Source organism: Microbispora sp. NPDC046973, assembly GCF_040644495.1.
Lineage (GTDB): Bacteria > Actinomycetota > Actinomycetes > Streptosporangiales > Streptosporangiaceae > Microbispora.
In genome coordinates, this window is record NZ_JBEYWQ010000049.1 from 1 (window position 1) to 18,048 (window position 18,048).

The 18,048-nt window shown below is 71.9% G+C and carries 23 protein-coding genes; 10 read left to right on the forward strand and 13 right to left on the reverse strand.

All coding sequences use genetic code 11. The features are described 5' to 3' along the window. From ABZ860_RS40455 to ABZ860_RS40480, 6 genes are all read right to left on the reverse strand, one after another. Positions 1-290, reverse strand: a 290-nt coding sequence (locus ABZ860_RS40455; protein WP_357231290.1) for a heavy metal-associated domain-containing protein, incomplete at its 3' end; no start/stop codon positions are given. A 29-nt stretch (positions 291-319) separates the two neighbouring features. After that, a complete protein-coding gene (locus ABZ860_RS40460; RefSeq protein WP_357231294.1) occupies positions 320-1,261 on the reverse strand; it encodes a hypothetical protein in 942 nt (313 codons plus the stop codon). Further along, positions 1,258-1,470, reverse strand: coding sequence for a copper ion binding protein (locus ABZ860_RS40465; protein WP_357231297.1), 213 nt, complete (start codon positions 1,468-1,470; stop codon positions 1,258-1,260). The genes ABZ860_RS40460 and ABZ860_RS40465 overlap by 4 nt, the downstream gene beginning before the upstream one ends. 24 nt (positions 1,471-1,494) lie before the next feature. After that, entirely contained in the window at positions 1,495-1,776 is a 282-nt protein-coding gene (locus ABZ860_RS40470) for a metal-sensitive transcriptional regulator (RefSeq protein ID WP_357231300.1), read from the reverse strand. A gap of 102 nt (positions 1,777-1,878) precedes the next feature. Continuing rightward, positions 1,879-3,306: an MFS transporter gene (locus ABZ860_RS40475; RefSeq protein ID WP_357231303.1), complete on the reverse strand. Its 1,428-nt coding sequence runs from the start codon at positions 3,304-3,306 to the stop codon at positions 1,879-1,881. A 138-nt stretch (positions 3,307-3,444) separates the two neighbouring features. Next, a complete protein-coding gene (locus ABZ860_RS40480) occupies positions 3,445-3,633 on the reverse strand; it encodes a heavy-metal-associated domain-containing protein (protein ID WP_357231306.1) in 189 nt (62 codons plus the stop codon). 278 nt (positions 3,634-3,911) lie between these two features. Between ABZ860_RS40480 and ABZ860_RS40485 the strand changes: the two genes are divergently transcribed. The 4 genes from ABZ860_RS40485 to ABZ860_RS40500 all read left to right on the forward strand — a co-directional run bounded on the left by ABZ860_RS40485 (position 3,912) and on the right by ABZ860_RS40500 (position 5,848). Continuing rightward, a complete protein-coding gene (locus ABZ860_RS40485; protein ID WP_357231309.1) occupies positions 3,912-4,250 on the forward strand; it encodes a metalloregulator ArsR/SmtB family transcription factor in 339 nt (112 codons plus the stop codon). Next, positions 4,247-4,957 carry a cation transporter gene (locus ABZ860_RS40490; RefSeq protein ID WP_357231312.1) on the forward strand — a complete coding sequence of 237 codons (711 nt, stop codon included), beginning with the start codon at positions 4,247-4,249 and terminating at the stop codon, positions 4,955-4,957. Before ABZ860_RS40485 ends, ABZ860_RS40490 begins: the two co-directional genes overlap by 4 nt. Positions 4,958-5,069: 112 nt before the next feature. Beyond that, complete coding sequence (locus ABZ860_RS40495) at positions 5,070-5,444, forward strand: hypothetical protein (RefSeq protein WP_357231315.1); 375 nt, start codon at positions 5,070-5,072, stop codon at positions 5,442-5,444. Further along, complete coding sequence (locus ABZ860_RS40500; RefSeq protein WP_357231318.1) at positions 5,441-5,848, forward strand: MerR family transcriptional regulator; 408 nt, start codon at positions 5,441-5,443, stop codon at positions 5,846-5,848. Before ABZ860_RS40495 ends, ABZ860_RS40500 begins: the two co-directional genes overlap by 4 nt. 254 nt (positions 5,849-6,102) lie before the next feature. Here ABZ860_RS40500 and ABZ860_RS40505 read toward each other — a convergent pair whose 3' ends face one another. The 3 genes from ABZ860_RS40505 to ABZ860_RS40515 form a co-directional block, all read right to left on the reverse strand. Next, on the reverse strand, positions 6,103-6,402 hold the full coding sequence (locus ABZ860_RS40505; RefSeq protein WP_357231321.1) for a DUF6247 family protein: 300 nt from the start codon (positions 6,400-6,402) through the stop codon (positions 6,103-6,105). Between the two features lie 178 nt (positions 6,403-6,580). Beyond that, positions 6,581-7,168 (reverse strand): bacterial transcriptional activator domain-containing protein, encoded by a 588-nt coding sequence (locus ABZ860_RS40510; RefSeq protein WP_357231324.1) that lies wholly within the window; start codon positions 7,166-7,168, stop codon positions 6,581-6,583. A gap of 350 nt (positions 7,169-7,518) precedes the next feature. Next, a complete protein-coding gene (locus ABZ860_RS40515) occupies positions 7,519-8,040 on the reverse strand; it encodes a hypothetical protein (protein WP_357231327.1) in 522 nt (173 codons plus the stop codon). A gap of 311 nt (positions 8,041-8,351) precedes the next feature. Between ABZ860_RS40515 and ABZ860_RS40520 the strand changes: the two genes are divergently transcribed. The 4 genes from ABZ860_RS40520 (at position 8,352) to ABZ860_RS40535 (ending at position 12,087) form a co-directional block, all read left to right on the forward strand. Next, the gene (locus ABZ860_RS40520; RefSeq protein WP_357231330.1) at positions 8,352-8,684 is read left to right on the forward strand and encodes a YnfA family protein; all 333 of its coding nucleotides are present in this window, start codon (positions 8,352-8,354) and stop codon (positions 8,682-8,684) included. A gap of 211 nt (positions 8,685-8,895) precedes the next feature. Next, positions 8,896-9,756, forward strand: coding sequence for an alkaline phosphatase family protein (locus ABZ860_RS40525; protein ID WP_357231333.1), 861 nt, complete (start codon positions 8,896-8,898; stop codon positions 9,754-9,756). Between the two features lie 4 nt (positions 9,757-9,760). Continuing rightward, positions 9,761-11,041, forward strand: a complete 1,281-nt coding sequence (locus tag ABZ860_RS40530; protein WP_357231336.1) for an MFS transporter — start codon at positions 9,761-9,763, stop codon at positions 11,039-11,041. Positions 11,042-11,064: 23 nt separating this feature from the next. Then, the gene (locus ABZ860_RS40535) at positions 11,065-12,087 is read left to right on the forward strand and encodes a hypothetical protein (RefSeq protein WP_357231339.1); all 1,023 of its coding nucleotides are present in this window, start codon (positions 11,065-11,067) and stop codon (positions 12,085-12,087) included. 74 nt (positions 12,088-12,161) lie between these two features. On the opposite strand, the gene ABZ860_RS40540 is transcribed toward ABZ860_RS40535, so the two are convergent. Together ABZ860_RS40540 and ABZ860_RS40545 are read right to left on the reverse strand one after the other, a co-directional pair. Continuing rightward, complete coding sequence (locus ABZ860_RS40540) at positions 12,162-12,824, reverse strand: response regulator transcription factor (protein ID WP_357231342.1); 663 nt, start codon at positions 12,822-12,824, stop codon at positions 12,162-12,164. Continuing rightward, positions 12,812-13,936 carry a histidine kinase gene (locus tag ABZ860_RS40545; protein ID WP_357231345.1) on the reverse strand — a complete coding sequence of 375 codons (1,125 nt, stop codon included), beginning with the start codon at positions 13,934-13,936 and terminating at the stop codon, positions 12,812-12,814. Before ABZ860_RS40545 ends, ABZ860_RS40540 begins: the two co-directional genes overlap by 13 nt. 132 nt (positions 13,937-14,068) lie before the next feature. On the opposite strand from ABZ860_RS40545, the gene ABZ860_RS40550 reads away from it, so the two are divergent. Both ABZ860_RS40550 and ABZ860_RS40555 read left to right on the forward strand, forming a co-directional pair. Continuing rightward, on the forward strand, positions 14,069-15,079 hold the full coding sequence (locus ABZ860_RS40550) for a hypothetical protein (protein WP_357231348.1): 1,011 nt from the start codon (positions 14,069-14,071) through the stop codon (positions 15,077-15,079). A 223-nt stretch (positions 15,080-15,302) separates the two neighbouring features. Continuing rightward, on the forward strand, positions 15,303-16,229 hold the full coding sequence (locus ABZ860_RS40555) for a hypothetical protein (RefSeq protein WP_357231351.1): 927 nt from the start codon (positions 15,303-15,305) through the stop codon (positions 16,227-16,229). 154 nt (positions 16,230-16,383) lie between these two features. Here ABZ860_RS40555 and ABZ860_RS40560 read toward each other — a convergent pair whose 3' ends face one another. Both ABZ860_RS40560 and ABZ860_RS40565 read right to left on the reverse strand, forming a co-directional pair. Further along, positions 16,384-17,613: a DUF6596 domain-containing protein gene (locus tag ABZ860_RS40560; RefSeq protein ID WP_357231354.1), complete on the reverse strand. Its 1,230-nt coding sequence runs from the start codon at positions 17,611-17,613 to the stop codon at positions 16,384-16,386. After that, entirely contained in the window at positions 17,610-17,948 is a 339-nt protein-coding gene (locus ABZ860_RS40565) for a YciI family protein (RefSeq protein WP_357231357.1), read from the reverse strand. The genes ABZ860_RS40560 and ABZ860_RS40565 overlap by 4 nt, the downstream gene beginning before the upstream one ends. Between the last annotated feature and the right edge of the window lie 100 nt (positions 17,949-18,048).

Genomic DNA, 18,048 nt, shown 5'->3' on the forward strand with positions numbered 1-18,048 from the left:
CGCAACCCAGCAAGCTCATCCCCCGGCTGCTCACCTTCCTGCTCGGGCTTTGGCGGCTCGGGCAGCCTGGCGGTGTAGCCGGCCTTCTCCACCTCCGCCACCAAAGCCAGAGGGTCCAGGCCCTCGGGGAAGGTCACCTTGGCCTTCTCCGTGGCGTAGTTCACCGTCGCGGTCACACCATCGAGCTTGTTGAGCTTGCGCTCGATCCTGTTCGCACACGACGCGCAGGTCATGCCGCCAATCGAAAGCTCGACCACGCCCGACGGCCGGTCACCGGTGATGGAGGACATCACCTCTCCTTTCCGCGTCATGCCCGCTGTCAGTGGCCGGAGTGGGCGTGTTCCGACCCGTGGTCCGCCGTGGCGGTGGGAACCGCCCCTGATGGTTGCTCCGCCCGCACGGTGAAGGCGGCGGTGCGCACGATTCCGTCGTGCTGGAAGTCGAGGAAGAGCCGGTAGTCGCCGCGGCTGGGGACCTCGGCGTAGAAGGTGATACCGGGGCCGGCGGGAGTGACGCCGTCACCCGGAGCGCCGTCGGGGTGCACGTGCAGGTAGGCGAGGTCGCCCACGCGCAGCGCGACCAGGTGCCCGTAGGCCCCGAGGTAGGGCTGCAGGTCGGTGACGGGCTTGCCGTCCCTGCTGATCTCGGCGACGAGCTTGCTCGCCGTACCCGGGGTGAGGGTGCCGTCGAGCCGGACGGTGTATCCGTCGACCGTCACCGTACGGCTGGGCGCCGGCAGGGCCTTGGGCGCGTAGTCGCCGGGGGCGTACAGGTCGGCGCCGAGGGTCAGGCCTTCCCCGCCCTGGGGGGCGAAGTCGGCGAAGATCCGGTAGGCGCCGGCGTCGGGCAGCGTCAGCGGCACCGACCAGATCCCCTCACCCGACAGCTCGGGGTGCAGGTGCCGGAAGACGGTCGCGTCCCGGCTGACCACGATGAGGTGCAGCTTCTTGTCGTGCTGGGTCTCGTACGCGGTCACCGGACGGCCGTCGGGCCCGTTCACGGTGAACCGGAAGTCGGTCTTCGTGCCGGGGGTGATGGTCGTGATCTGGGGCGTGAGGGTGTAGCCACTCTGGGACACCTGAAGTCCTCCCGGCACGTGTTCGGTCTTCTGCGCGGCCTGTGTGGGGGTCGCGTGGCCGCCATGGTCGTTCTTCGCGGGTGCCGGGCCGGTCGCGCCGACGGCGCCGCCGACGCCGAACGCTCCTCCGAAGACCACGGCGAGACCGAGGACATAGGCGCCCAGGCGGGCCGGCGTGTTCATTGCTTGTCCACCACTTCGTATCCGGCCTCCTCGACGGCGGCCCTGATCTGGGCCGTGTCGACGGGGCTGTCGCTTTCGACTGTCACGATCCCGGTGGCGAGGTCGACCTCGACACCGGTGACACCGGGAACCTCCCCGACTTCCTCCTTCACCGAGCTGACGCAGTGGCCGCAGGTCATGCCGGCGACGGTGTAGGTGGCTGTGGTCATGACGCTTCTCCTTCGTGGAATCGATCAGGAACGAACGAGACGGGCGACGGCGTCGGAGGCTTCCTTGATCTTGACGTCGGCTTCGGCGCCGCCCTTGGCGATGGCCTCGGCGACGCAGTGCGCCATGTGCTCGTCCAGCAGTTCCAGGGCGAACGCCTGGAGCGCCCTGTTGGCGGCCGAGACCTGAGTGAGGATGTCGATGCAGTACTTGTCCTCGTCGACCATCCGCTGCAGTCCGCGGACCTGCCCCTCGATCCGGCGCAGCCGCCTGAGGTGGTCTTCTTTGGTCCCCGTGTATCCGGCCATCTCCCCGCCTTGCTCTGAGGTCCGTTGTCCCTATTGAACACCCTACCCCCCTAGGGTATTTCGCGGGCCCGCCTCGACCGAGACGGACCCGCTCGGTGTGACCTACACCCGCACCGCCTCGGCGTCCGTCGCGGCCGGCGCCGCCGATGCGGGTTTCCGCATGAACAACAGGGTCAGTACGGCGCCGGCCGCCGCCACGACCGCCGCACCGGCGAAGGCGGCCCGGAAACCGTCGGTCAGCGCGGCCGGGCCGTCCGCCGCGGCCGCTCCCCCGCTCGTGGCGAGCGCGGTCATCACGGCCAGGCCGAGGGCCGAGCCGATCTGGTAGGTGGTGTTGACGATGCCGGAGGCCAGCCCGCTCTCCTCCGGCCGCGCGCCGGACATCGCCGACATCATCGCGGGGATGTAGGCCAGGGACATGCCGACCGCCGCGACCAGCGAGGCGGGCAGCACGTCGGCGACGAAGGTCCCCTCCGGCCTGACCAGGGACAGCCCGGCCACCCCTGCCGCCAGCACGGCGAGCCCGATGACGATCAGGGGCTTGGCGCCGAACCTGCCGAGCAGCCGGGCGGTGATCCCGATCATGAAGATCATGATCGCGATCGTCATCGGGAGCAGGGCCGCCCCGCTGGGGAAGGCGCTGTAGCCGAGCACCTGCTGCAGATAGAGGTTGAGGAAGTACCACATCGGGATCCAGGCCGCGCCCAGCAGCGCCATCGCCAGGTTGGCGACGGCCAGCCCCGGCGTGCGCCAGATCCGCAGCGGCATGAGCGGCTCCCGGATCACGCGCTGCACGAGCAGGAACAGCGCGAGCAGCACGACCGCCCCCGCCAGTTCCAGCAGCGTGGCGGCAGAGCCCCAGCCCTGTTCGGGGGCCCGGACGATCGCGAACACGGCCAGGGCGATCGCGGCGGTGACGGCGACGCCGCCGAGCACGTCCACCGACCCGCGCCTGCCGGCCACCGCGGGCAGCAGTGCGGGCACGGCCAGCAGGGTGGCGACGCCGATGGGGAGGTAGACGATGAAGACCCACGGCCAGCTCAGATACTCGGTGACGACTCCGCCGAGGAACACCCCGGCGGTGCCACCGGCCGGTGCTGCCGCGCCGTACAGGGCCATGGCCTTGCCGAGCTCCCGCGGATCGTGCGAGAAGAGCATCATGAGCAGGGTCATCGAGGCGGGGGCGATGAGCGCGCCGCCGACGCCCTGAACACCACGGCCGAGGATCTCCGCCCAAGGGCTGCTCGCCGCGGCGGCGACGGCCGACCCGGCGATCAGGATGAGCCAGCCGGTGGTGAAGATCCTGCGGGCGCCGAACAGATCGGACAGACGACCGCCGAGCAGCAGCAGGCCGCCGAAGGCGATGACGTAGGCGTTGAAGACCCACTGCAGCGCGTCCGGGGAGAAACCCAGGTCGCGCTGCATGTCGGGTAAGGCGACCCCGATGATCGAGGTGTCCATGATGACCATGAACTGCGCCGCGGCGAGCACGACCAGTGCCCGCCACCTGCGCGGATTGACGGCGTTCATGCCGCACTCCTGTTCTTCGCATCCGCCCTGCGATGGGAGGATGCGACAGAGGGTTGGGTGTGATGCCGAATCGGACCGGCCCCGCAGGTGGACGTGCATGCCCGTGCACGCCCACCGCCTTCTTCGGGGCTCGACCCGCTAGACCCGGCTCGCCAGCGCGTAGCCGGCCTGCTCCACCGCGGCCCGGATCTCCTCGTCGGTGAACCCCGCGCCGCTGACGGTGACCGCGCCGGTCGGCAGGTCGACGACCACCCCGGTCACGCCGCCGACCTTGCCGATCTCCCCGGACACCGACGAGACGCAGTGGCCGCAGGTCATCCCGCTCACCGAATAGACCCTGCCGTCCGCCGCATTCGCCTCAGCGGTCGCCGCAGTCTGAGCCGACTCCGTGCCGCACGCACATGCCGTGCACATGCCGTCCTCCTCCTGTCAAGTTACCCCCGCGGGGTATCCGTCGCGAGAGACCATAGCATACCCCCCAGGGGTGTCAATCGCCCCGACGTGCGCGAGCCGGCTCCCGGCGGTGGTTGCCGGGCGGATGCCGGTTGCGCAGCCGCAGACAGTTCATGACTTCGTGAATTCAGGAGTCCGTGTATCGTCGGAGCGTGGCCACCATCGCCTCCGACGTCGACGTACTCGCCCGGTTCGGCCGCGCCCTGGCCGACCCGATCCGCTGCCGCATCCTGATCGCGCTTCGCGAGGCTCCGGCCCACCCGGCCGACCTGGCCGACCTGCTGGGCGTCTCCCGCACGCGCCTGAGCAACCACCTGGCCTGCCTACGAGACTGCGGCCTGGTCGTCGCCGTGCCCGTCGGCCGGCGTACCCGCTATGAGCTGGCCGACGAGCGGCTCGGCCACGCGCTGGACGACCTGCGCACCGCAGTGATCGCCGTGGCCGCCGACCGCACCTGCGTCGACGCGGACGAGAGAGGGTGTTGCCGATGACCGCGCTCTCCCTCGGGCCGACCCCGGCCCGTCGCGACACGCTCCGGCGGCGTATCCGGCTGCTGGTGGCCGCCACCATCACCTACAACGTGATCGAGGCCGTCGTCGCCGTCACCGCCGGCACCCTCGCCTCCTCGGCCGCGCTGGTCGGATTCGGCCTGGACTCCGTCGTAGAGGTCGCCTCCGCCACCGCGGTGGCCTGGCAGTTCTCCGCGACCGACCATCAGGCGCGGGAGAAGACCGCGCTGAGGATCATCGCGATCTCCTTCTTCGCACTGGCCGCCTACGTCACTGTCGACGCCGTGCGCACCCTGCTCGGCGCCGGCGAGCCCGAGCACTCCACTCCCGGCCTGATCCTGGCCGCCCTCTCACTGGTGATCATGCCGCTGCTGTCGTACGCCCAGCGGCGCGCGGGCCGCGAGCTGGGCTCCGCCTCGGCGGTCGCCGACTCCAGGCAGACCCTGCTGTGCACCTACCTGTCGTCGGTGCTGCTCGCCGGGCTCGCCCTCAACAGCGCCTTCGGCTGGTCCTGGGCCGACCCGGTCGCCGCCCTGGTCATCGCCGCCGTGGCGGTCAAGGAAGGCCGCGAAGCCTGGCGCGGTGACACCTGCTGCACCGTTCCCGCCATCCCCCTGTCCACCCCGTCCACCTCGTCCGGAGAGTGCGCCGACCCGTGCTGCTCCCCCGCCGAGGACGACCGCCGGTGATCGGCCGCCCGGCGCCATCCCGCGTACGCGCCGCCCGTACGGTCATCGGTGCGAGGCGACCACGCGCACGGGGTTGCATCCGATACCCGGGTACGGGCTTACCGTCAGAGGTATGACACGGGACATCGCCCTTGACCGGGGATGGGCTCCCTCGGCGTGCAGCCTGCCCAGTGTGGAGCGGCCGCTGCGGGTGGCCGAGTTCGACGCCTTGTTCGCCGAGGCGGTCCGGGCGGTGCGGCGCCCTGGGCGTGAGCGGCTGCGGCTGGAGCTCGTCTTCAGCCCGGAGCACGCGGCCCGGGCGGCCGAGCTGACCGCGCGGGAGAACGGCTGCTGCTCCTTCTTCTCCTTCACCCTGACCATCGCGGACGGTGACCTGGCGCTGGAGGTGGCGGTGCCGCCGGAGCGGATCGAGGTGCTGGACGCGCTGCAGGCACGCGCCGCCGCGGCGTCCGCATCAAAGCCTGCCGCATCGCGAGGATCGGCGTGAGGCCGGATCTCGACGGCCCCTACCTGCGTAGCGGGCAGGTGGCCAAGCGGGCCGGGGTCAACCTGCAGACATTGCGTTACTACGAGCGTCGAGGGCTGATCGCCGAGCCTGCGCGCAGCCCCGGCGGGCACCGCGCCTACCCGCCGGAGACCGTCACCCTGCTGACCGTCATCAAGGCCGCCCAGCGGCTCGGTTTCACCCTCGGCGAGGTCGCCGAGCTGATCGACACCGGCCGGCGTGGTCACCCCACTCCCGGCCTGCGCGCCCGCGCCCAGGCCAAGATCGCCGAAGTGGACGCGCGCATCGCCGACCTGACCACCGTCCGCACCGCACTCACTCAGGTGGTCGCCGCGGGCTGCGACAGCCTGACGAACTGCACCGGCCCCGACTGCCCGCTGCCATAGAGTCGGCGTCGGGTGCCGGCTCCTCCGCAGGGGCGTCGCCGCGGTGCGGGAGCCCGCCGATGACCGCCCGTTCGATCGGCGTGGGGGCATAGCCGAGCTTGACCAGCAGAAACAGTACGCGCGGGCACCGGCGCGGCTGACCTCGCGGGTTCCCTCCACTCTCGGTCTCGTTGCTCTCGTACTGCCATGCCAAGTCCGCGAGGGCCAGGGACAAAATGGCTCTGCGCGTCCCTGGAAACCATCGAACTTGTAGCTCACACCCGGCCTTCCCACTCCGGCGGGGTATGGCGAGTGAACATCGCGGCACGCTCCTGAAGGGCGTCCTGGACGGCCTCCTCATCACCTGGGCGAGCGTAGGCGATCGCACGCAGGCGCCACTGGCGCAACAGCGTCTGCACCTGCTTGAAGCGGGCCAGGTCGTGCGCGGCTTCCAACGCCTCGTCGTACTCCGCCCGGAAGTGGGCCCGGTGGGACGGCGGCAGCGCCTCGAAGATCGCGGCCGGATCCTCACCGGAATCGCGGAACCCGACGGGACCCACAGGCTGAGCGCTCATACCGGCTCGTCGCGCTCAACGACGTCGACCTGCGCATCGTCAAGGAAGGATTGGAGGTCTACGTCGCCAGCTCCAAGACCGACCAGGAGGCGCGCGGCACGGTGTGCCCGCTGCCGTATGGATTGAGGCTCAGGACCTTCAGCGCAGCAGAATGGGACCTGATGACGACACGAATGCTTCAGGCGGGATGTCGTGTCATGGTGAGCCGTCGGTAAAGGGCCGCGGTATCCGGGTGGGGGTCGCCGCCGGCGCTGACTTCGGCGACCGCCTTCAGGCAGGCCTTCCACGCCTCGTGGACGCGGCTCATATTCCCGGCTTCGTACTCGGCGCGCATGAGGGCGCGCCAGAACTGTTCGGCGTAGGGGTCGGAGGCGAGCCCTTGCCGGCCGGCGCGTGCGGAGCGGTCGGGGCGGCCGGCGTCGAGTTCGAGTTCGGCGAGCAGGTCGGCGGCGTCGACGATTCGGCGCGGATGTTCTCGAGCACGGGGGTTTCCAGCCACCAGTGGTGGCAGCCGTCCAGCACCGGTCCCCGCACGAGTGCGAGAGCGTCCCATAGGTCGGTGGTGGAGTTGTGTGGCGCCGCGGTCGGCGAGTTCCTGGAAGTGGGTCCAGTCGAGGGTGATGGCGTGGGTGCGGTAGACGTAGGCGGAGTCGCACAGGATGCGCGCTAGGCCGTCCGGGGCTTTGCCGAGTTTGCCGCGGGTGCGAGTGATGAGCTGGCGGAGCTGGTCGGAGGGCTTAAGGGTGTCGGGGTCGGGACCCATCATCCCGGCGAGCTCGCGAGGAGTTCACGCTCGGCGGGGGCCAGGTGCCCGCGCAGCGCTGAGGCGATGGCCCGCACCGGCGGGTAAGGCGCCGGGTAGCCGAATACGTCGCCCATGCCGGGGGTGAACGTCAGCCCGTGACGCGTCGGGTCGTACTTCTCCCACTCGGAGTCGTAGTAGGCGTCGGCGTCCGGGGTGTCGTGGACGCGGCAGCGCTGTCCGAGGTACTGGCGGCCGGCGTCGGGTGGCGGCGGCCGCCGCCGCGGGCCCGGCTGCGGGTCGGTCGGGGAGGGGGATCAGAGACCGATGAGGGCCGGGGCACGCGGCGGAATATCCGGCCGGAGGCTTTGGTGTCAGTACTTGCGCAGCACCTGGGTCATCTCGGTGACCACCCGCTGCCGGAATTCGGCCTTACCGCGGGTGGCCGCGGACACATGGTTGGTCCACACGTGCCAGGCAGTCTTGCCGATGATCCTGTGGAGCACGCCGCCCTCGCTATCGTCGAGGAAGATCCAGTCCGGCAGCCGGTAATTGGCGTACTCCTTGGAGGAACCGGCCATGTTCGGCACGGTCGTCACCCCGACGCCGTACAGGACCGCGGCGCAGACCTGGCAGACCGGGTTGGTCAGGGCGGTGAACTGGCCCGAGCCCAGGTCCTCCCCGTTTTCGTACGCCTGGTTCAGGCAGTCCACCTCGCCGTGGAAGCCCGACTGCGACCGGCCGTTGTAGGCGGTTCGATTGAAGGTCATGGTGCAGGCCGTCGCCTGCCCGGGGGTCATCGGCCGGTTGAGCGAATGCATCTTGCCCGGCACCTCGTCCTTGATGTACTCGGCCCATCGGGCCGCGATGAACGGGGCCGCCGTGTCCTGCGGCATATTCTTGCTCCACCCGTTCGTTTCCTTTCCTCCGCACGACATGACGCGCTCCTTTCGGTGGTGGGGATCCATCGAAACGTAACCGCGCCATTGCGATGAGTAAAGGGACTTGATCCGGAAATCAGAATTCCCGATGCGCGATAGGCGCAGGAGGAACGGCCTCCTCGCTCTGCCCATGCCGGCGTGCGCGGCCTGCCGCGAGCTCCCTCTGCGGATGCGGCGGGAGCGGGCGCGGATGCCGCGCACCCTCGTCGCGCGAGGAGGGTGATCCGGCGGTGGACGGGCCGGTGCCATGCGGTGTACTACCGGCCATGACGGTCATCCGCTCCCTGCTGCTTTTCGTCCTGGCCGCCCTCGCCGAGATCGGCGGAGCGTGGCTGGTCTGGCAAGGCGTACGCGAGCAGCGTGGCCTGCTGTGGATCGGCGGCGGCGTGATCGCGCTGGGCCTGTACGGACTGGTCGCCACGCTCCAGCCGGACGCGAACTTCGGCCGGATCCTGGCCGCCTACGGCGGCGTGTTCGTCGCCGGCTCCCTGGCCTGGGGCATGCTCGTCGACGGGTTCCGTCCCGACCGCTGGGACGTCATCGGCGCGCTCGTCTGCCTGGCCGGCGTCCTGATCATCATGTACGCGCCACGAGGCTGACCGGGCACGAGTGTCCGACCTCGGTCGGGCGGGTCGCAGCGCTCTCGTGCGGCGCGCTCCCCTACGGCACGCTCCCTACGGCGCCGGGGAAATCGGGCGACAAGGGGCTTCACTCACCGTTCGGCCAACCTTCACGCCAGGCGCGAGGTCGGCGTCACGGGGCGCTCCTAGCCTGTGCTGGTCGCAGACACCCCCCCTGTGGAGGACAGCCATGCCGTCCCGCCGGATCACCGCCCTCGCCACCGCCTTCGCGCTGTCCGCGGCCTCCCTGGGCCTGTGGGCCGCCGGAGGCTTCAGCGCCCAGGCGGCCACGTTGCCGACGCCGGACCACACAGTGGTCGTGGTCTTCGAGAACCACGCCTACTCCCAGATCATCGGCAGCTCCAGCGCCCCCTACATCAACTCCCTGAAGAGCGGCGGGGCCAACCTGACCGCCTTCTACGCCGAGACCCACCCCAGCCAGCCCAACTACTTCGCCATGTTCTCCGGATCGACGCAGGGCATCACCGACGACTCCTGCTACACCCCCGGCTTCAGCTCCGCGCCCAACCTGGCGTCGGAGCTGATCGCCGCGGGCAAGAGCTGGGCCAGCTACAACGAGTCGCTGCCCAGCCAGGGCTCGACCACGTGCAGCAGCGGCAAGTACGCCCGCAAGCACAACCCCTGGTTCGGGTTCTCCAACGTGCCGACGTCCACGGCGTACACGTTCGCCCAGTTCCCGACCGACTTCACCAAGCTGCCGAAGGTGTCGTTCGTCGTCCCGAACCTGTGCAGCGACATGCACGACTGCTCGGTGTCCACCGGTGACACCTGGCTGAAGAACAACCTCGGCGCTTACGCGACCTGGGCCAAGACCCACAACAGCCTTCTCGTGGTCACCTTCGACGAGGACAACCGCCTGGCCGGCAACCGCATCGCCACCGTCCTGTACGGCCAGCCGGTGCTCGCGGGGTCGTCCTCCGGCACGACCTACAACCACTACAACCTGCTGCGCACCCTCGAGGACATGTACGGCACCGGCCACGCGGGCAACGCGGCGTCGGCGTCGGCCATCTCCGGCATCTGGAACTGACCGCGTGTATCTCGCGGACAGTCGCGGCGCGCCCGCCGTCGTCCCGCAGCGGGGACGGCGGTGGGCCGCGGTTCCGGGAACCGTGCTGGCACTCGGCGCGGTGAGCCTGATCACGGACGTGTCGGCGGAGATGATCACCGCCGTGCTGCCGCTCTACCTCGTCTCCGGGCTGGGGCTGTCCCCGCTCGGCTTCGGCGTGCTGGACGGCGTCTACAACGGAGTCGGCGCCCTGGTGAGGCTGGCCGGAGGCCACCTCGCCGACGGTGGGGGCGGGCGGCACAAGGCGGTCGCCGTCGCCGGCTACGGCCTGTCGGCGCTGTGCAAGCCGCTGCTGCTGGTCGCCCACACCCTGCCGGTGATCGGCGCGGTGCTGGCCCTCGATCGTACGGGCAAGGGCCTGCGCACCGCCCCCCGGGACGCGCTCATCTCCCTGGCCACCCCGCCCGAGCGGCGGGGACAGGCGTTCGGCGTGCACCGGGCGATGGACACCGCCGGAGCCCTCTGCGGACCCGTCCTGGCCTTTCTGGTGCTGGGAGTGGCGGCGGAGGGCTACGACGCCGTCTTCACGGTCAGTGCCTGCGTCGCCGCGCTGGGCGTGCTGGTCCTGGTCCTCTTCGTCCCCGGCCGTCCCGTCGGCGTCGGCGTCAGTCGGAGTGGGGCCCCCTCCGGCCCGCTCCGGGCGCCCGCGCTCCTGCGGACGCCCGGCGTGCGGCGACTCGCGGCGTGCGCGGTGCTGCTGGGGCTGACGACGGTGAGCGACTCCTTCGTCTACCTGTTGCTGCAGCGCCGGTTCGAGGTGCCCGCGCAGTGGTTCCCCTTGCTGCCGCTCGGAACCGCGGCCGCCTTCCTGCTGCTGGCCGTGCCCGCCGGCGCCGTGGCCGACCGCATCGGGCGGCGGAGGCTGTTCCTGCTCGGCCACCTTGCGCTGCTCGTCGCGTACGGACTGGTGCTGGCCGTTCCCGGCGGGCCGCTGCCGGCGGTGGTGGCGGTGCTGGTGCTGCACGGGACCTTCTACGCGGCGACCGACGGCGTGCTGGCGGCCGCCGTCGCGGGCGTCGTGCCGGACGCGATGAGGGCGAGAGGGCTGGCCCTGGTGGGCACAGGCCAGGCGCTCGCCCGCTTCGCCTGCTCGATCGGGTTCGGCGCCGCCTGGACGGCCTGGGGCGACGGCACGGCGCTGGCCGTCGCGACGGCGGGGCTGGCGGTCTCCACCCCGATCGCGATCACCGCACTGCGACCCTCCGCGGGACCCTCCGCGCGCCCCTCCCGGAACCGGACGACCTGAACGTGCGACGAGAAAGGAACCCCGTGACCGGCTCACCCCGGCTGACGGTCCTGCTGGTCGCGGTCCTGCTCCTCGGAGGCCTGTCCGCCTGGGCGGTGGTGCACGCCGCCGCCCGGGCGGAGAGCAGGGGCCTGACGCGGGCGGGAGAGCCCGCCGCCGGTCCGGGTGCGGTCACGCTCGCGGCCGGGCAGGGGCGCCGGATGCTCTTCCGGACGATGGCGTGGGGTCCGCACCGCGACGAGGTGGTCTCCGTGCCCGCCGACGACCCGGGAGGACCGCGTGTCTCGTCGGGGGTGCGGTGCCTGCGCTTCCACGCCTCGTCCGGCACCGGCGCCTGCCTCCAGGCCGAGCACGGCTCGCTGGGCGACACCTATCGAGCCGTGGTGCTCGACGCGCGACTGCGGGAGCGGCGCGTGTTCCCCCTCGCCGGCATCCCCACCCGTACGAGGGTCTCCCCGTCCGGCCGCATGGCGGCCTGGACCGTCTTCGTGAGCGGCGACTCGTACGCGGGGACGAACTTCTCCACCCGCACCTCGATCCTGGACACGCGCACCTGGTCGCTGGAGGACAACCTGGAGACCTACCGCGTGGTCAAGGACGGCCGTCCCTATCATGCGGCCGACGTCAACCTGTGGGGGGTGACCTTCGCCGACGACGGCCACTTCTGGGTCACCCTCGCGACCGGGGGCCGCACGTGGCTGGCGCGCGGCGACGTCGCGGCCCGCACGCTGACCACGATCCGGCAGAACGTGGAGTGCCCGTCGCTCTCCCCGGACGGCACCCGCATCGCGTTCAAGAAGCGGGTGCCCGGCCTGCCCGAGGACGCGCCGTGGCGGCTGTACGTCCTCGACCTGCGGACCATGCGGGAGACCCCGATCGCCGAGCGGCGCAGCGTCGACGACCAGGCGGTGTGGCTCGACGTCCGCACGCTCGGCTACGCCCTGCCGGGGGACTTCGGCGCCGACGTCTGGACGGCGCAGGCGGACGGCTCGGGCGCCCCGCGACGCCTGCTTCCCGCGGCGCTCGCGCCCGTCGTCGTCGAGTGAAAGCCGCCGCCGCTGACCCGCCCACGCTGTATCCAGGTGAACGTCAGAGACCCCGGCCGTAAGACGGGTCCGGTCTAGAGCGGATCGTTGTGGGCGATGAGGGCGAGCTGGACGCGATTGTCCAGATTGGTCTTCGTGAGGATGCGGGAGATGTAGCTCTTGACCGTGCCGACGCTCATGTGGAGCTCGGCCGCGATGTCCGCGTTGGATCTGCCCCGGCCGACCGCGGCGGCGACCTCACGCTCCCGGTCGCTGAGCCTGGACAGCAGCCTGCGTGCGTCGTCGCGGCGGCGGTCCTCCGCCTCGGGGGCCAGGTGGGCGATCAGGCGCCGGGTCACGCCGGGCGACAGGATCGGCTCACCCGCCGCGACCCGGATGACGGCGTCCACGATGCCCTCCGGCGGGGTGTCCTTGAGCAGGAACCCGCTGGCCCCGGCGCGCAGCGCGCCGAAGACGTGCTCGTCGGCGTCGAACGTGGTCAGCATGATGACGTGGGGAGGGTCGGGCCGCCGCCGCAGCAGCCGGGTGGCGTCGATCCCGTCCAGGCCCGGCATCCGGATGTCCATGAGCACCACGTCGGGCGCGTGCGCGTCGACCGCGGCTGCGACGTCGGCGCCGTCGGCCACGCCGCCCACCACGACGAGCTCGTCGGCGCCCCTGAGCATCAGCGTCAGACCCGCCCTGACGAGCGGGTCGTCGTCCACGACCAGCACGCGTATGGCGCTCACACCGGCCATGGTAGCCAGACCGCCAGGCGGAACTCGCCTCTCTCCGTCCCTGCCTGCTCCACCCGGCCGCCCGCCAGCTCGGCCCGCTCCCGCATCCCGGCCAGGCCGGCGCCCTCGCCCCGGGGAGCGTGCGTCACGGGATTGCGCACCTCGATGGCGAGCCCCCGGTCCGGCCTGCCGTCGAGACGGACGGTCACCGGCCTGCCCGGCGCGTGCTTCCTGGCGTTGGTGAGGCCCTCCTGGACGATCCGGTAGGCCGCCCGCGCCGTCGCGCCCGGCAGATCGGGCAGGCGTACGCCGCCGTCGTCCAACTCGACCCTCATGCCCGCCCGCCGTACCTCCTCGACCAAGGCCTGCAGGTCCAGCTCGGCCAGGACGGGCGCCTCGCGGAGCACCGAGATGACCTGACGCAGCTCCTGCAGCGCCTGGTGCGCGCTGGAGCGCACCACGCCGGCCGCCTCGACCACCTCCGCGGGGTCGGCCCGCGCGTTGAACTCCAGCGCCCCGGCGTGCAGCGCCAGCAGCGACAGCCGGTGCGCCAGCACGTCGTGCATCTCTCGGGCGATGGCCAGGCGTTCGGCGTGACGGGCCCGGTCGACGCGTTGCCGTTGCTCGTCCTCGGCCCTGCGGACCCGCTCCTCCAGCGACAGCACCAGCTGGCGGCGGGCCCGCGCCAGCATCCCCCAGCCGGTCAGCGCCACCCCGAACAGCACCGCGACCAGCGCCCACACCGGGTATGGCGCCAGCCCGGGCGGCCGCAGCCAGAACCGGGCCAGCGTCGCGGCCACCCAGGCCGCGCCCACGCCGATCGCGACGGCCGAGCGCCGGTACAGGGCGGTCATCAGCGTGGCGATGCCGGCCGCGACCGACGCCGAGGCCGCGGGCACCGCAAGCGCCACGGCCGTGAGCGCCATGGTGGCCGGCCACCGGCGCGACAGCCACAGCGCCCCGCACGCCGCCGCGCCGCCGGCCACGTCAGCGACCAGATGCCAGCCGGAAGCCGCGCCGATGTCGCCCCGTACGACGACCGCCGCCGCGGCCAGCGCGCAGGTGACGCCACCCGCCCGGATCGCCCGGTCCCGCCGCGTCCTCGCAGGGCCCGGCCGTACGTCTGCCGTCACGAGCGCCCAGCGTAACGAGGGCGGGCCCGCGGAGGGCAGCAACCAAAGTCGGCGCCGGATTGTCACCTGGGTTGCCATGGACAGGACCGGGGGCGGCAGACGTGGGTTGTGCGCGCGGAACACGCTGGCCGCATGACGGCGAACAAGACGGGCGGCCGCCGGGCCGCACTGCTCCTCGCGGTGATCACACCGCTCGTGGCCGAGTTCACCCTCGGCAATCCGCCACTGCGCATGGCCTGGCTCCTGCTGCTGTGGATCCCGATTTACGGCGCGGGCGTCGTCCTGGTGCGCGAGCTGGTACGGCGGGCCGGGACGGGCTGGACCGGGGTGCTGCTGCTCGGCGCCGCCTACGGCGTCGTGGAGGAGGGCTTGGCGCTGCAGGCGCTGAGCAGCCCCACGATCTACGGCGCCGCCGGGTGGGCGCCCCGGATCCTGGGCCTGAACAGCGCCTACGCCGAGCTGCAGATCCCCTACCACGCGGTCTTCAGCGCCGCGATCCCGATCCTCCTGACCGACCTGATCGTCCCGTCCCTGCGCGATCGGCCCTACCTGGGCAGACTCGGCACCTGGCTGGCCGCGACCGTCTTCGTCCTCGGCGCGCTGCTGCTGCGGATGACGGTGGTGACCTCCATCGACCCGGGGTACGCGGCGCCACCGGCGATCCTCGCGGGCTGTGCGGCCGCCGTGCTCCTGCTGACGGCAGCGGGGCTGCGGCTGAGGTCCCGCCCGGGCAGGCCCTCGATCAGCCCGCCCCCGCCCGCGGCGGCCGGGGTGTTCGGCGCCGTGACCGCCTTCGGATACCTGGCGTCGCTGTTCCCCTTCGGCGGCGCGACCCAGCCCGCCTTCACCCACGGCGGCTGGGTGATCGTGCCCATGACGGCCGCCGCCGTTCTGGCGGTCACCGCCGCGTGGCTCCTGCGCCGCTGGACGGCCGGCGGCCTGTGGACGGACCGGCACAGCCTCGCCCTGGCCTCCGGCGCCCTGGTCGCCCACACCGCCTTCGGCCTCGTCTCCAACACCGACACGGTGGCCGACCGCGCCGGCCTGGCGGCCGTCGGCCTGGTCATGATGTGCCTGCTGGCCGTGCTGGGCCGCCGGGTCGCCGGCCGGACGTCCTCGACCGTGGCGTGCGACTCACGCTGAGTCCCGCCGAACCCGGCGCAGAAAGGTCTCGGAGCAGGAGCGGCCGCGCGCCCCGCCGGTCCGCGCCGCGGGCACGGCGCCGGCCAAGGAGCCGGACCGGGTGGCCGAGGCCGGGAGTTCCCGTCCGGATATCACCACGATCCGAACTACGTGGAGAAAGCGGAAGGACGCTACATTCACCACAGCCAAGATCGAACTGCGCTCACTCACCTGGATGTACGGCATGCACCCCCTCATCGTCGCCCTGGCCCTTGTGACCGCCGCCCCCACCAGCGCACACGCGCGGGCCGCCGAACCCGATCCGGTGGCGGGCCTGCAGTCCCTGCTCGCCCGCGGCGCCGGTGCGACGACCGAGTTCTACGGGAGCGCCTCCACGGATCTGACCCGGCAGGTGCAGCTGAGCAACGGCAGGCGCACCTTCATCGGGAGCGGCATGGAACTGCACGGCACCGGCAAGGTCAAGCTGGGGCGAACCGGCGTGATCGCCTCGGAGCACACCCGGCAGCTGCGCATCGGCAACAAGCAGCTGATGGTGGACGAGGCGGCCAAGGACCCCTACTTCGCCGGTCTGCTGCGTACGGTGGGGACGCTGCGCACGGTCAGCGTGGGCGGCTGGCAGTACCAGCTCGCGCCGAGGGCCAAGTCCTGGACGCGCACCGGCCGCGCGAGCGGCGCCGCCGCCGCGTACGGCGACCAGTTCGTCAACGTCCTGGAGCCGGCCACGCTGCGCACGCTGCTGTCCACCAAGAGCCGCAAGAGCGTCGCGCCCTGGACCAAGGACCGCACCACCGGACGCAGGCAGCGGATCTACACCCTGACCGGGACGATCACGCTCAAGGAGCTCTACCGCGTCTCCCCCAGCTTCCGCGAGGCCGCGGGAACCTCGGCCCTCGGCACGTCGGTGGTGACGTGGACCTACATGTACGACGACCGCGGCTGGCCGTACCGGGTCGGGTGGCGCTTCTACGCGCATCCGCGGCCCGAGGTCCCGGGGCTCGGAGACGACCGGATCCTGCGGGCGCACCTGGCCACGCAGTATCGGAACTGGGAGAAGCCGATGACGATCACTGCGCCCAGGGCGACGCCGGGGCGGGGACTGGAGGTCGACGACCTCAGCGACGTGCTGAGCGCCCCGAAGCGCCGCAGGTGAGGCGGTAGCGAGCCACCCGCTCGGAAGCCCTCGATGCGGCCCCCGCCCGGGTCAGACTGGGCGCCGACCACCCGCGTCAAGCGCGTGATGGTCAGCCACGCCTGACCCTGGCGGGCGGCCCCCACCAGCGCGATCCGGCGACCCCGGCCGGGGGCTATGGCCATGCTCCGTGAGGCGGATGCAGCCGCTCGTGGAGCAGGGCCTGCTGGGCCGGGTTGGCGGTCAGGCCCAGCGCCCGCTCGTCACACAGCCGCGCCTGGCTCGTCTGGCCCAGCGCGCGCAGCAGTTCCGCTCGGGTGGCGTGCAGGAGCGGATAGCGGGACAGGGTCTCCTCCAGATCGGTCAGCTCCGCCAGGGCGGCCGCGGGCCCCTTGACGTAGCGCAGGGCGACGGCCCGGTGCAGCCGGGTGACCGGCGAGGGGGCCATGGCCAGGAGCATGTCGTACAGCACGAGGATCTGGGCCCAGTCGGTCTGCTCGAAGCCGGCGGCCTCGGCATGACAGGCCACGATCGCGGCCTGCACCTGGTAGGGCCCCGGCCGGCGGTGGGCCCTGGCCGTGCGCGTCAGCGCCGCGGTCGCCTCGGCGATCGCGGCGTGGTCCCACAGGGTGCGGTCCTGCTCGGGGAGCGGCACCAGACGCCCGTCGGAGTCGAATCGGGCCGCGCCGCGCGCCCGGTGCAGCCGGATGAGCGCGAGCAGCCCGGCCACTTCCGGCTCGCCCGGCATGAGACCGGCCAGGAGCCCGGCCAGCCACTCGGCGTCGTCGGCCAGGTCGCGTGCCTCCGCCCGATCGCCGGTGCTGGACAGATAGCCCTCGTTGAACAGCAGGTAGACGACCGCGAGCACGGCGTCCAGCCGCTCGGGCAGTTCCTCTGCGGCCGGAATCCGGTAGGGGATGCCCGCGTCGGCGATCTTCCGTTTGGCGCGGGTGAGCCGCTGGGCCACCGTCGTCTCCGCCACGACGAAGGCCGCGGCGATCTGCGCGGTGCTCAGCCCGCACACCACCCGCAGGGTCAGCGCGATCCGGGCCGCCGGCGACAGCGCCGGATGGCAGCACGTGAAGATCAGCCGCAGCCGGTCGTCGCCCTGCCCCGGCTCGGGCCACCGCAGCCCGGCCAGCTTGGCGCGGTAGTTCGTCTCCCGCCGCAGCACGTCGAGGCCGCGGCGGCGGGCCACGGTGAACAGCCAGGCGTCCGGCCGGTCCGGCACGCCCTCGACCGGCCAGCGGCGCAACGCGGTCTCCACCGCGTCCTGCACCAGGTCCTCCGCCGCGGAGAAATCGCCCAGCAGCGACACCAGGCACGCCGCGAGGCGGCCCGCGTGCTCGCGCACCACGCGGGCCAGCACCTCCCCGCTTCCCCGGCCGCCGTCCGGTCCGCTCATGAGATCGGGCGGATCTCCACGATCGGGCACGCCGGCCAGGACCTGACCAGCTTCAGCGCCTCGTCCAGATCGGCCACCTCCACCTCCGCGTAACCGCTGACGACCTCCTTGCCCTCGACGAACGGCCCGTCGGTGACGACGGGCTCGCCCCCGTCGAGACGTACGGTGGTCGCGGTGTGCGCGGGCGTCAGATGCGTCTTATGTGTGATCTTGTCGGAGTTCTCGGTGAACCAGCGGACCACCGCCTCGTAGGCGGCCTCGCGCTCCAGCTCGCTCATCGCCTCCAGTCGCTTGGCGAACTCCTCGGTCTCCACGAACATCAGCACGTACTTCACGGTCGGCTCTCTTCCTTCGATCGGCCTTCACCAGGAAGACGAATGGGCGCCCGCCTCATACGACACCCGGCGACACGACTTCGCCCGCGCGCCCGAACAG